Source organism: Roseimicrobium sp. ORNL1 (assembly GCF_011044495.1).
In the GTDB taxonomy this organism is placed as follows: domain Bacteria; phylum Verrucomicrobiota; class Verrucomicrobiia; order Verrucomicrobiales; family Verrucomicrobiaceae; genus Roseimicrobium.
Window position 1 is genome coordinate 990642 of sequence record NZ_CP049143.1, and the last position, 12055, is coordinate 1002696.

Annotated in this window: 11 protein-coding genes; 3 read left to right on the forward strand and 8 right to left on the reverse strand. The window is 60.3% G+C overall.

Features of this window, described 5'->3' with window-relative positions; genetic code table 11:
* Positions 1–240: 240 nt before the first annotated feature.
* Positions 241–1023, reverse strand: coding sequence for a hypothetical protein (locus tag G5S37_RS04015; RefSeq protein ID WP_165201081.1), 783 nt, complete (start codon positions 1021–1023; stop codon positions 241–243).
* Between G5S37_RS04015 and G5S37_RS04020 the strand changes: the two genes are divergently transcribed.
* Positions 1022–2389: an amidohydrolase family protein gene (locus G5S37_RS04020; protein WP_165201083.1), complete on the forward strand. Its 1368-nt coding sequence runs from the start codon at positions 1022–1024 to the stop codon at positions 2387–2389. The two genes, G5S37_RS04015 and G5S37_RS04020, sit on opposite strands and share 2 nt — an antisense overlap.
* A 21-nt stretch (positions 2390–2410) precedes the next feature.
* Here G5S37_RS04020 and G5S37_RS04025 read toward each other — a convergent pair whose 3' ends face one another.
* The 6 genes from G5S37_RS04025 to G5S37_RS04050 all read right to left on the reverse strand — a co-directional run bounded on the left by G5S37_RS04025 (position 2411) and on the right by G5S37_RS04050 (position 9227).
* Positions 2411–4108, reverse strand: a complete 1698-nt coding sequence (locus G5S37_RS04025; protein ID WP_165201085.1) for a cyclic nucleotide-binding domain-containing thioredoxin-disulfide reductase — start codon at positions 4106–4108, stop codon at positions 2411–2413.
* A gap of 89 nt (positions 4109–4197) precedes the next feature.
* On the reverse strand, positions 4198–5496 hold the full coding sequence (locus G5S37_RS04030) for an MFS transporter (RefSeq protein ID WP_343229909.1): 1299 nt from the start codon (positions 5494–5496) through the stop codon (positions 4198–4200).
* A gap of 72 nt (positions 5497–5568) precedes the next feature.
* Entirely contained in the window at positions 5569–6222 is a 654-nt protein-coding gene (locus G5S37_RS04035) for an NAD(P)H-dependent oxidoreductase (protein ID WP_165201089.1), read from the reverse strand.
* A gap of 162 nt (positions 6223–6384) precedes the next feature.
* Positions 6385–7089: a hypothetical protein gene (locus tag G5S37_RS04040; protein ID WP_165201091.1), complete on the reverse strand. Its 705-nt coding sequence runs from the start codon at positions 7087–7089 to the stop codon at positions 6385–6387.
* A gap of 16 nt (positions 7090–7105) precedes the next feature.
* Positions 7106–8230, reverse strand: a complete 1125-nt coding sequence (locus G5S37_RS04045) for a citrate synthase (protein WP_165201093.1) — start codon at positions 8228–8230, stop codon at positions 7106–7108.
* Between the two features lie 622 nt (positions 8231–8852).
* Positions 8853–9227, reverse strand: a complete 375-nt coding sequence (locus tag G5S37_RS04050) for a hypothetical protein (RefSeq protein WP_165201095.1) — start codon at positions 9225–9227, stop codon at positions 8853–8855.
* A 126-nt stretch (positions 9228–9353) separates the two neighbouring features.
* Between G5S37_RS04050 and G5S37_RS04055 the strand changes: the two genes are divergently transcribed.
* On the forward strand, positions 9354–10619 hold the full coding sequence (locus tag G5S37_RS04055) for a hypothetical protein (protein ID WP_165201097.1): 1266 nt from the start codon (positions 9354–9356) through the stop codon (positions 10617–10619).
* 90 nt (positions 10620–10709) lie between these two features.
* A complete protein-coding gene (locus G5S37_RS04060) occupies positions 10710–11153 on the forward strand; it encodes a VOC family protein (protein WP_165201099.1) in 444 nt (147 codons plus the stop codon).
* On the opposite strand, the gene G5S37_RS04065 is transcribed toward G5S37_RS04060, so the two are convergent.
* On the reverse strand, positions 11147–11989 hold the full coding sequence (locus G5S37_RS04065; RefSeq protein WP_165201101.1) for a DUF6348 family protein: 843 nt from the start codon (positions 11987–11989) through the stop codon (positions 11147–11149). The genes G5S37_RS04060 and G5S37_RS04065 overlap by 7 nt on opposite strands.
* Between the last annotated feature and the right edge of the window lie 66 nt (positions 11990–12055).

A 12055-nucleotide genomic window follows, 5' to 3' on the forward strand; every position in this document is an offset into this window, starting at 1 on the left:
GGCAATAAAATAAAAGCACGTAGATTAACCGCTGCGTGGGGACTTGTCCATGCCCAGGAACGGCCCAGAATCGCACGGCGGGCAGGCGTTTCGCACGCTGTGACGGTGGGCGAACGGTTCCCGACCATGCAACGGGCGCAAATCCAGTGATTTACGGGCACGAGCCTTCGCCTCTCCCCTCACGCGAGGGCAAGCAGGCTGCTTTCGCGCGTCCTCAGGACGCGCGAGGGGAAACATCGATTACTTCCTCAGATCGTAAGCGGCCATGAAGTATTGCACCGGACTGTCTTTGGAGTGGAGCACGATCGCCAGCCCCGGATTTGAGGTGCTGAAGGAGTAAAGCGTCGGATTGTTCGGCGATTCTCGAACTTGAGGCTCTCCGTATTTCGCCACAAAATCCTCGAAACGGCTGCCCACGCCTAGGCCCTCCGTGGTCTTGACGTTGTCTGAGTTTACCTGGAGTTGGGCAAACTGCCCGTTGTAGGCATTGAACCGCAACGTGATCCCATAGTTGCCCGGTACTTGCACAGCCAGATTGGCCTTCTTTCGCGGAGGCTCCATGAACTCAGTGAATTTGCGCACGGCCGCCGCTCGCTCTTCGGGAGCATTGAAGAAGAGCGCTGCGATCACATCCGCACCGTCCTGCTTGAATCTGATTCCCTCAAAGGTTGCTGCCTTCGTATCGAGGAGAAACTCCCTTTGCTTCTGCGGCAGCGGGGCCGGTGCTTGGGCATTCGAACGCAGACTTCCTGTCAGCAAGGAGACGAGGGTGAGAGACAGGGTGCACAACAGCGGAGTGAAGGTCAGATTCATAAGCTGCATCAGGTGGATATCGCGATCTTCTTTGTGCGATATAGAAGTGTAATGACTGGCGAAGGATGGAGCAAGACTGAAATGGAAAGGGCGGCTGAACCCACCTTCATTCCGCAATCGTTGCGACCGCTTGATTGACAAAACTTTCCCGCTACCGAACACTGGCCGCAGAGTTAACAAAAGTGGTTCAGATAGAAAGGCTGAAAACATGATGAGGAACTCAATCTTGCTGCTCGGGCTGCTTTTTGCCGGCATTGCAAACGCCCAGACCGCTTCACCAGCGCCGACTCCAGCTCCGCCGGTGGTCCTGTTTCAGAACGTTCGTATCTTCGACGGCAAGAAGAGTGAGCTGTCTCCGCCGTCTCATGTGCTGGTGCGAGGTAACAAGATCGAGAAAATTTCGGATCGCCCCATCCCGATCGAAAACGAAGCGAATGCCACGACGATCGACGGAACGGGCAAGACCCTCATTCCCGGGCTGATCGACATGCATTGGCACACGATTCTGGTGCGACCGACCGCATTGCAGGCCATCGAGGGAGATGTTGGTCATGTCACGCTGATGGCGGGTGCCGAGGCTACTGATACGCTCATGCGCGGCTTCACCACGGTGCGGGATCTGGGCGGGCCGGCCTTCGGATTGAAGCGCGCGATTGACGAGGGTACTGTCGTTGGCCCTCGCATCTACCCATGCGGCGCGATCATCAGCATCACGGGAGGACATGGCGATTTCCGGCGTCCGTCGGAGATTCCCCGCGAACTCGGAGGCAGGCTGGCACGCATGTCACAGGTGGGCGGCAGCATGATTGCCGATAATCCCGATGAGGTACGCTTGCGCGTCCGGGAGCAATTGATGCTCGGCGCGACCCAAATCAAACTGACGGCCGGTGGCGGAGTGGCATCCCCACACAGTCCTTTGGACGTCTCCACCTTCAGCGAGGCTGAACTCCGGGCTGCCGTGGAAGCGGCGGAGAACTGGGGAACGTACGTCACCGTCCACGCCTACACACCTCAGTCCATCCAGCGCTCCATCAATGCCGGGGTGAAGTGCATCGAACACGGCCATCTCATGGACGAGGAGACGGCGAAGTTGATCGCTGAGAAGGGCGTCTGGCTGAGCACGCAGCCTTTTCCTGATGAAATTGCAAATGCCTTCCCTCCCGGTTCCTTTGAGCGTGAGAAGGCGATGAAGGTGCTGACCGGTGTGGAGACGGTGTATGGCTTCGTGAAGAAGTACAAGCTGAAGACCGCCTTCGGGACGGACGTCCTTTTCTCACGGGCACTGGCGCAGAAGCAGGGTGCGCTCCTGGCGAAGTTGTCACGCTGGTTCACACCGGCAGAAGCATTGAAGATGGCCACTTCCACCAATGCCGAACTCCTCTCACTCTGCGGGCTGAGGAATCCCTATCCGGGCAAGCTTGGCGTCGTGGAAGAGGGCGCACTGGCAGACTTGCTTCTGGTCAATGGCGATCCACTGGTGAACCTCGAATTGATCGCGGATCCGGCGAAAAACTTCCTCGTGATCATGAAGGACGGAACGGTCCACAAAAACACGCTCGGCGCCCGCGCGCAGTAGCTTAGCAGACGTGCTTGTGCTTCACGCGTACGTCCGCAGGACGTCGTGCACACCCTCCACGGCCATCCCGCCTTCACCCACGGCGGCAGCGCAGCGTTTCACGGAACCGGAGCGCACGTCCCCTGCGGCGAAGACTCCTGGTATGCTTGTCTCAAGCGCACCAGGTATCCGCTCTGCCCCTTTCCATGCGGGTGAATTCGCGACGGCCGCGCCGGTCTTGACGAAGCCTTTTTCGTCGCGCTCGATTTCGGGCGGCAGCCAGTCGGTGCACGGCTTGGCGCCAATCATGGAAAAGACGGCGGGTGTTTGCACGGTGCGACGCTCGTGGGTGACCGTGTTCTCCAGTTCCACGGCTTCGAGAAGCTTTCCGCCCATCATCTTCCGAATCTCGGTGTGGCACAGCATCTCGATATTCTCTTTCGCCTCCACGCGCCGGGACAGGTAACTGGACATGGTGGAGGAAAGGCCCGCGCCACGGATCACCAGCACCACCTTCGCCGCATGTTCGGAGAGATACATCGCGGCCTGCCCGGCGGAGTTACCCGCTCCAGTCACCACCACCGTGGAGCCTTTGCAGAGGCGGGACTCACGCGCTGTTGCCGCGTAGTAGACACCGTTGCTCTCGAAGTCTTCACGACCCTCAGCATCGAGCCGGTGGTACTGCGCGCCCGTGGCGATGATAGCGCACTTGGCACGCAGGATGGCATGGCATCCATCCGACTGCAGGCTCACGCGATATTCGCCACTGCTGAAGCTCATGGTCAGCGCTCGCGAAGGCATGGAGAAGCTGGCACCGAACCGGTGCGCCTGAAGCTGCGCGCTGTACGTCAGATCTCCACCGCCGATGCCCGTGGGGAAGCCGAAGAAATTTTCGATCAACGACGAAGATCCCGCCTGCCCACCGGGCGCATAGCTCTCCAGGACGATGGTTTTGAGTCCTTCAGAAGCGGCATAGACCGCTGCGCCCAGCCCCGCCGGTCCTGCGCCTATGATGACGAGGTCACAGAAGACTTCGCTTTCGTCCTCGCCGACCGGAGCCCGCAACAGGCCGGCGATGCGGGCCGCCTCACGAAGGGAAGGGCGGCGTAGGGGCATGCCGTTTCCCGTGATGAGCGCGGGTAGATCCTGCGAGGCCAGATGCAGGCGGGAGCACAACTGCTTTCCATGTTCCGACTCGAACGTGATCAGGCGGTGTGGGATGTGATTCTTGTCGAGGAAGTCATCGAGTTGCCGCCCTTCACGTGAACTCTCATGCGAAAGGATGCGCAACCCTGCGAACTCCTTGTCCCGCTCCAGTCGCTGCCGCCGCATGATGAAGGAGCGCACGAGCATCTCGCTCACCCCGGGCAACTCCGCGAGCGCCTGCCGGACTGCCTTGGCAGGCACCTGGAGGATCTCCGCTTCCTCGGACCGGCCGCGTGCACTCGCCAGGGATGCTGTGCCGGTGAGCATGCCTACTTCACCCATGTATTCACGTGGCTCGGCGATTCCCAGAATCTGCTCCTCGTCCTCGCGTGTTTCAAACGCCTCCACCTCGCCTTGAAGGACGATGGTGAGTGGGACTTCCCGCTGTCCGGCCTTAAAAATGATTTCGCCGCGGCGCACAATGCGTTTTGTGCCCAATGGGGCCAGCATGGCGAGCTGCCGATCAGTCAGCTTCGGATGAGCCACGCTCTCCGTGTCGCGGTAGAACTGCTCGTCACTTTCGTCGTCAGTCATAGGCTTGGCGCTAGAGATGCCTCTTCTCTTCTTCGACGCGTCCCGCACCATGTCAAGGCTGCTTGCGCAACTCTGGTGAGAGCGTTTCCCTACGTTTCCCCAACGACCACAGCAGGCACGGGCTGCTTCATGCAGAGCCGCCGGTGACTGTAGAGGAGCACACCCGCGCTGAGCCCAAAGAGAAGGCTTCCCCCGGCCATGGCCACACGCAAACCGACAAGGTCCGCGATCTCTGAAACCGCCAGCCCGGAGAACGGCAGTACGCCAAAGAAACTCAGCCCGAGGATCGCGGAGACTCTGCCGCGGATGGCATCCGGGGCGCGCTCCTGCACAATCGTATTGGCCAGGCCGAACATGGTGGAGGTGCCAAGCGTCAGCACGCTCATGGCTGCGATTGCCTGCCAGAAGTGCTGGGCGAGCGCCAGACTCAGCATGCACACACAAACCACCGCAGCACCCCAGCGCATGTACATGGCACGGCGATCCGATTTGATGGTGAGGAGCCAGAGGGAACCGAGAAAGGCGCCGATACCGGAGGAGGCCATCAGCAAACCGTGCGACTGCGCATCGATGTGCAGGACGTGCCGCGAGTAGAGCGGCATGGTGATCATGAAGAAGGGCGAGATGCAGGTGGTAAGCGTGGCCAGCAGCCAGATCATGGCCAGCGTGGGCTTGTCCCTCCGCACATAGTCGAAGCCCTCCTTCATCCCCGTCTGCCGCATGGCTTCCTCTTCCTCGGTGCCGGGCGGGCGCGGATGCAGCGTGAGCATCGCCATAATGAGAGCCACGAAGCTCAGCGCATTTGCATAGAATGCGGAAGCCGTGCCCAGCCACCCAATGAGCCAGCCTCCGATGGCTGGCCCTGCGAGCCGGGTGGCGTGGAAGGTGGAGCGATCCACCGCGATGGCGGCCTTGAGCTGGCTACGCTCCACCAATTCCGGTACGAGCGCCGCTGCCGCCGGCATTTCAAAGGCGGTGCTGATTCCCAACAGCACGCCGGCCACCACCACATGCCAGACCGCGATCTGGCCGCTCCCGACCAGCCAGCCGATGGAGATGGCCAGCACAATCTGGACGACCTGCGTGATGATGAGAATACGGCGCTTGTCATACCGATCCGCCGCGAGGCCGCCGTGCATGGTCAGGAGGAGCATGGGAATCCCTGAACAGAAATGGATCAGGCCGAGTGTGAACGCACTCGAGGTGAGTCCCGCTACCACCCAGCCCTGGGCCGTCTGCTGCATCCAGGTGCCCAGCATCGAGATTGTCTCGCCCGTCATGTACCGGCGGAAGGGAGCGTGGCGCAGGACATGCCAGGCCGGGCCGGATGGGGAAGAGGCGTGCTCGCTCACAGAAAAGGAAGGCCGGCAGTCTGGATCAAAACGCACCGGATTCCAACGATACGGCGCTCGTGCCGCGGTGGGCTGGACGGGCGAAAGCGAAGGGGACTGTATCCTGTCCTACTCGTGGCGGTGAATGATGTGCTCCGCGGCGAAGCGCACCTTGGGAAGGGTGGCGTAGCGGTCACTTTCAGAGCGGTAGCCCGCAGGGCAGAGCACCGTGGCCGTGTATCCGTCCGCGGCGAGCCCGAGTTCCTCGTCGTACTTGTCCGGCATGAAGCCCTCCATGGGACACGAGTCCACGCCCAGCATGGCGCAGGAGGCCATGAACTGGCCCAAGGCGATGTAGGCCTGGCGGACGGCCCACTCCGTCACCATGTTGCTGCGTCCTCCCGTGACGATGTCTCCGAGAATGCCCTTGCGCATCTTCGCCAGGGAATCTGCCGTGCCGCCGCGCAGCTCGATAATGCGCTGAAGGAAGCGATCCACATGCGCCTCGTCCATGGTCTTCTTCACGCACATGATGACCAGGTGGGAGGAGTCCGCCACCTGGCGCTGCCGGTAGGTGAAGGGCACCAGCCGTTCCCGCAGTTCGGATTCCGTGATGACCACAAACTTCCATGGCTGCAGGCCATAGGAAGAAGGCGTGAGAATCAGGGATGCCTCCAGCGCCGCCCAGGTTTCCGCAGGGATCTTCTTGGTCGGATCAAAGACCTGCGTGGCATAGCGCCACTCAAGCGCCTCAATGAGCTGGCTGGGCGGGATGGGAGTCATGAAAAGGATTGATGGGAGTAACGACGTTCCATGAGTCGTTCAGGGGGCTTCTTTCGCCTGGGCACGCTAGCGAAGGGCCTCGCAGTCGGAAACTCTGAAGGAAACGATCTTCATCTCATACGGCGGAGATGTACATGCAGTCTTTGAATGTACTCGCGAAAGTCACCGTCGGGCGAGGCGGTTTTGCAGTCCCCATCCAATAAAAAGGCAGAACATAATGACGGCATACGTGAACATGACTGCACCAACGACCCGACTCTTGGGATCGTAGGTCCAGCGCTTCTGGCCATCGGGAAGCTGGTCCGTGGAGAATACGTAGGAGGAAGCGATGATGAGGCCAATCAATCCGCCAGCTGTCGAGCTTACGAATCCAAAGATGGTCATCAAGGAATTCGCGGCTTTGAGACCGGGAAGGGGTTCTTGGTGGGAAGCAGGCCCTTCCGGTGCTCGCTCTTGCGCGGGCGCCTTCCGGTTGGTGGCGAAATAGCGCACCGGGGCCACCTCCCGGCCACGGTCCCGTAGGAGCTTCTCTGCCACGGCTATCTCATAGGGACTCCATTCGGAGGGCTCAGCCAGGGTCTTTGTCAGATCCTCGTCGCTCCATGTCGTCATCGGGTGACTGGGATCGACTTCGCCCAGCGCTTCTTTCCGCGCGTTTTCCAGCAGCGCTTCACGAGCTTGGATCTCGGCGCTCTCCGGGATCAGAACGAGGCATGCCGGATTGGACGATCGTCCCAACGCCGACACATCAGGCGTCAGGGAATCATCGGAGAGCCGGAATGAGATTCCGGCTTCCTGCAACACCTTCCCACAAACCGTTGCGGGTTCACGGTGGAAGAATCGGGCAATCTCGATTTCGCGATCCATTCCACCTCAGGCTTGCCTACCGTTCATCCACCGGCACCACCTTCTGGCCGTACGCCTTGCCGACGTATTCGGAAAGCGGGCGGAAGAGGCGGTTGTCGCTCCACTGCTCCAGCACATGGGCAGTCCAGCCGCTCATGCGGGAGATGGCGAAGATGGGGGTGAAGAGGTCCGTCGGAATTCCGAGGCTGTGGTAGACGGTGGCGCTGTAGAAGTCCACGTTCGCATTCAGGCCCTTCTGCTCGCGCATGATGGTGGCGATGCGCTCGGACATCTGGATCCACTTCGGCTCGCCAAGCTGCTCCGTGAGCTTGATGGCCATCTTCTGCAGGTGAGGCGCACGGGGGTCGAGCACCTTGTACACGCGGTGGCCGATGCCCATGATCTTCTTCTTCTGTGCGAGCGCGTCAGCGACCCAGGCGTCCACCGCGTCCGGGCTGCCGATTTCCTCAAGCATGTGGATGACGCCTTCGTTGGCGCCGCCGTGCAGCGGTCCCTTGAGCGCGCCGATGGCGGCGCTGATGGACGAATACATGTCGCTCAGGGTGCTGGCGACGACGCGGGCGGTGAAGGTGCTGGCATTAAAGCCGTGCTCGGCATGCAGCACATAGGCCACATCCAGCGTCTGTTCGGCTTCCTTGCTCGGGACCTCACCGCTCATGAGGTACAGGAAGTGGGCGGCTTCGCTCAGATCCTTGCGCACCGGGGGCAGGCTCAGGCCGTGGCGGGCGCGATGGAAATAGGCGGCAATGATACCGATCTGGGAGACGAGCTTGATGGCCGTGGCCCGGTGCTCTCCCATGTTCAGGTCGTGACGCAGGGTGTCGTAACAGCCGAGCATCGAGACCGCCGTGCGCATAACGTCGATGGGCTTGGCACTCTTCGGAGCGCTGGTGAGGAAGTCGATGACACCCTGGGGCAGTTCACGCTCGGCGCGCAGGGCAGTGGTCAGGGCGTCCAGTTCGGTGCGATTCGGCAGGTGCTGGTGGAAGAGCAGGTAGACCACTTCCTCATAGCTCACGTGGCCGGCCAGTTCATTGATGTCGTAGCCGCAGTAGAAGAGAATGCCTTCTGCGCCTTTTACTTCACCGAGGCGCGTTTCCGCTGCCACCACGCCTTCGAGTCCTTTGCTGACCAGTGCCATGTCGAGTTTGGGATTTGAATTGAAAAGAATGAGGACGGCGTCGTTCGGGAGCCGCTCAGGCAGTCACTCCGCAGTCGCAAGAGCGGTTGTTAGCGTCGGCCCCTGACCGGCTCAAGCGAAATTGCAGACTTCGCGCCAAGTGGCTCCCTGAAAAGAAACTAAGACTATTGCGTACGGGCGGGACCGGTACATTCCGGCCGGTTTGACCCGCCAGAGGTCATGGCTTGCCCCCCCCGTCACCACAGGTTCGTCAGCCCGATAGGCGTTAGCTTCATATCTGTCATGGATGTGTGTCCCGGAGGGACAGTGGCTGGTAGCCGGTCGGTGGAGGGAGTCTAGACGACCGCAACCACCGGATCACGTCGTCAAAAAGATGCTCCGTCCCGGATGGGACGGTGGAGGAAGGTCGCTCGGCAAATGAGGGTGCGGTCACCTTGGCAGACCTTCCGGCGTGCCCTCCGGGACGCCATCATGGTATCGCCATAGATCCGGTGGTTGCGGTCGCCGAGGCTCCCTCCACCGACCGGCTACCAGCCGCGCTCCCTCCGGGAGCAAATTCCATCGTGTCACACAAATCGAAACAAGCCGATACCATTTCAATCCTTAAGTTAGCTGGTGGCTGTCACCCAGCCCACGGTTCCGGCTCCCAGTCCTTCTTGCCGGCGCCTGCACCCACGAGCTCGCCGGCTTCCTCTTCTTCCTCGTCCTCCTGCACGGGGGCGAAGCGTTCTGAGCGGAAACCCAGCTCCTGCTTTACGCTGGAGTGCGGATCATCGGGGTTCACCAGTTCCTTCAGCAGGAGCATCAGGTCGAACTCTGCTCCGGTCAGCTTGATTTCCGCGTCCTCGTTCACTTCGAACTTCGGATTGGAGCGTCCTACGCCCACGGCGCGCACGGTGTAGATTTTGCCCTTCTTTGGGAGCGCGCGATACAGGTCAAAGACCCACGGCGCGAAATCGTCGTTGATGCACACCACCTTCTGGCCAGTCTGGAACATGGGAGGATCGTAGAGAAAATGAAATTGGGGCGGTTTCTTTAGCACATCCCCGGGCAAACGGGAAGTCTTGTTTCATTTTACATCCCCTTTACGACGTCCGCCCGCGTGTTCCGCTAGACTGGCTTCATGAAAGCGAAGCCGTGGTCAATGATGCTGATGCTGGGTGCCCTTGCCGCTTCCGCGGGAGCCCTGTTTGCGGAGGATCCCAAGCTCGAAGTGCACGAGTGGGGCACCTTCACCGTGTTGAGCGGTTCTGACGGGGCCGCCCTGCAGTGGTACCAGCCGGGACAGGACCTGGATTTGCTGCCTGAGTTTGTGGAAGGCGGCATCGGCCCTTTCCAGAAAGGGGCCAACATCACCTCGATGGTCCGTATGGAGACCCCGGTGCTCTATTTCTACCCCGAGAAGGAGATGCCGGTAAAAGTGGAGGTCGCCTTCAACAATGGCAGGATCACGGAGTGGTTCCCCGCACCCGGTCTGCCGGAGAATGGCCGCACCGTATGGAACGGGAAACTTTTCCCACCGGATCATGCGGACGCCCTCAAGCGCATCCCTGAGGTGAAGAGCCGGGGAGACCACTATCGGCATGCCCGTGAGGTCCCCGCCGCCTGGATCTTCAAGGGACGCGCCTCCATGTTTGAAAACCCCGCTCCGCCCGTCGATGTGAACAAGGACTCTGACAAGTTCATCTTCTATCGCGGTGCCGGCGATGCCTTGCCGCCCTATTCGACACGCGTAGATGACAAGGGTGTCTTTGAAATGAGGCACACGGTGGACGGTGGGGCCATCGAGGTGGCCTTTGCCTTGTCTGTGGATGGCAACCAAGCACGTTGGGCGCGCGTTCCGCGACTGCCCGCGACGAACCGCGAGGACATGACCACCTTTTCCGCGTTCAGTTACGTGGCCCTGGAAAAACCTGCAGAGGCCGTGGACAAGGTCGCCACCGAGCTCAGCGCCGCCCTCGTGGATGAGTTGGACCGTGCTGGACTTACTCCCGAGGAGGCTCGTGCCATGGTCGCCACCTGGCAGGGACACTGGTTCCGTGAACCCGGCACGCGCATTCTCGCCATCCTGCCACGGAAGTATGTGGACCAGGTGCTTCCCCTGACCATCACGCCCAAGCCCCAGAAGGTGGAGCGTGTGTTTGTGGCGCGCTTTGAAACCCTGGCTCCGGCGAAAGAAGATGCTCTGCTGGGTCTGCTGAATCGGGATCTGACGGTCAAACCTGATGGCAAGGAAGTCTCCGCCTTTGTCGCCTTGCAACTGGGCCGCTTCGGGAGCGGCGCGCTCACTCGGGTGCAAACACTGGAGAACTCCCGCCTGCTGAGCCGCTTTTGGGAGCTGAGGCGTTCTGAGCTGGCGACGGAAGGCAAAGCCACGGCATCACGATGATCCTGTCCAGTTGGGTGCCGCCACCCGGATGATGGCTGGCGAATTGGATGTAGCCGGAATGTAACCAGGGCATCCAACCACACGCCTCCCATGAGTACCGACACCTCATCCACGCCTGCGCCCGCGCCGCCTAGTGCCATCCTGGAAACCTGCCTCAGTGTCTCCGACCTCACGCGGTCACGTGCATTCTACGAGGAAATATTTGGCTACTCGGCCATGGTAGCCGAAGAGCGCCTGTGTGCCTTCAATGTAGGAGGCACACAGGTGCTCATCCTTTTCAGCCGCGAGGAAGTGGCCAATCCCGTGCATCTCCCCTTTGGCACCATCCCCGCGCACGGAGCCCATGGCGAATCCCACGTCGGCTTCCGCGTTGCCGCAGAGAGCCTCGAGCTATGGCGCGCGAGATTGGAAGAGAAAGGCATCGCTATCGAAAGCACTCTCACCTGGCCTCTCGGCGGTACCAGCATGTACTTCCGCGATCCAGATGGACACTTGCTGGAACTGCTGACTCCCGGGGTATGGCCTATTTATTGACTAGTCTCTCGGGGAGCGTCCGCGGGCGGTGGACCGCAGTCTTGTATCACAGCATATTGCTTCCGCATTTCAAAGCCGATGTCAGTCCACGTGTTGACATACTTCACGATTGCATACTTGCCATGGTCGTAGTCGAGGCCGTTGATGCGACAATCACCCTGTGCTTCGTTGTCTTGTCTCATGCCGAAGAATCTGACCGCATGGAATTTGCCGTCGTCCAGCATTGGCTGAAAGGCTTCCATGGTGCTGGTGAAGAAGCAGCAGGGACACATCGGGCCATGTTCCTCGGAATCGGGCAAAAACTCAGTGCGAGCCGTGAGTTGCACTGGGCCGAATAGGACGCGGCGGTGCCGGACAACTGGTGCGTCTTGAGAGGGCCACGGCATGTAGAGCATGCTGCAGCTTTCGGGCTTTTGGAGGACTGCATCACGCAAGACGGGAAGATCCAGTTTCGCCCAACCTTGAAATCCAGCGCCAAATGAAGCCTTCAAATTATCTCCAGTGCTGTGCTGGTATTCAAAGGTGCCTTCGGGAATTCCGCTTGGGTGATGAACTTCGATGGTGCTGGTAGTGCGTACGCTGCCGTCTTCCCTAGGTTCCAGGGAAAGCAATTGGGGGATGACGATGTGCCCTGTATCGAGCTCCAGCCAGCCACGGTGTCTTTTCAGACTGATGTTTTCCGCGCCGAGGACATCCGACAAGCATTCGACGAGATTGAGGTGCTCGGACCACGAGCGTTCGCCATTGGAAAACGTCGTGTTTAATTCAGGGCCCAGACCTGGATTTGTCTGTGAAGGCTTGGGTTCACGTTTTTTGCGCGAGAATATTCCGAACATCGAATGTCATATTGCCGCCATTGGGGGCACGAAATCAAGCCCGGGTGTCCCTGGTTCGCACTTGCA

What these genes read in the sequence shown, in the direction of transcription:
- G5S37_RS04020 (WP_165201083.1), top strand. Translation starts at nt 1,022, where the DNA reads ATGATGAGGAACTCAATCTTGCTGCTCGGGCTGCTTTTTGCCGGCATT.
- G5S37_RS04015 (WP_165201081.1), bottom strand. Translation starts at nt 1,023, where the DNA reads ATGTTTTCAGCCTTTCTATCTGAACCACTTTTGTTAACTCTGCGGCCA.
- G5S37_RS04025 (WP_165201085.1), bottom strand. Translation starts at nt 4,108, where the DNA reads ATGACTGACGACGAAAGTGACGAGCAGTTCTACCGCGACACGGAGAGC.
- G5S37_RS04035 (WP_165201089.1), bottom strand. Translation starts at nt 6,222, where the DNA reads ATGACTCCCATCCCGCCCAGCCAGCTCATTGAGGCGCTTGAGTGGCGC.
- G5S37_RS04040 (WP_165201091.1), bottom strand. Translation starts at nt 7,089, where the DNA reads ATGGATCGCGAAATCGAGATTGCCCGATTCTTCCACCGTGAACCCGCA.
- G5S37_RS04045 (WP_165201093.1), bottom strand. Translation starts at nt 8,230, where the DNA reads ATGGCACTGGTCAGCAAAGGACTCGAAGGCGTGGTGGCAGCGGAAACG.
- G5S37_RS04050 (WP_165201095.1), bottom strand. Translation starts at nt 9,227, where the DNA reads ATGTTCCAGACTGGCCAGAAGGTGGTGTGCATCAACGACGATTTCGCG.
- G5S37_RS04055 (WP_165201097.1), top strand. Translation starts at nt 9,354, where the DNA reads ATGAAAGCGAAGCCGTGGTCAATGATGCTGATGCTGGGTGCCCTTGCC.
- G5S37_RS04060 (WP_165201099.1), top strand. Translation starts at nt 10,710, where the DNA reads ATGAGTACCGACACCTCATCCACGCCTGCGCCCGCGCCGCCTAGTGCC.
- G5S37_RS04065 (WP_165201101.1), bottom strand. Translation starts at nt 11,989, where the DNA reads ATGTTCGGAATATTCTCGCGCAAAAAACGTGAACCCAAGCCTTCACAG.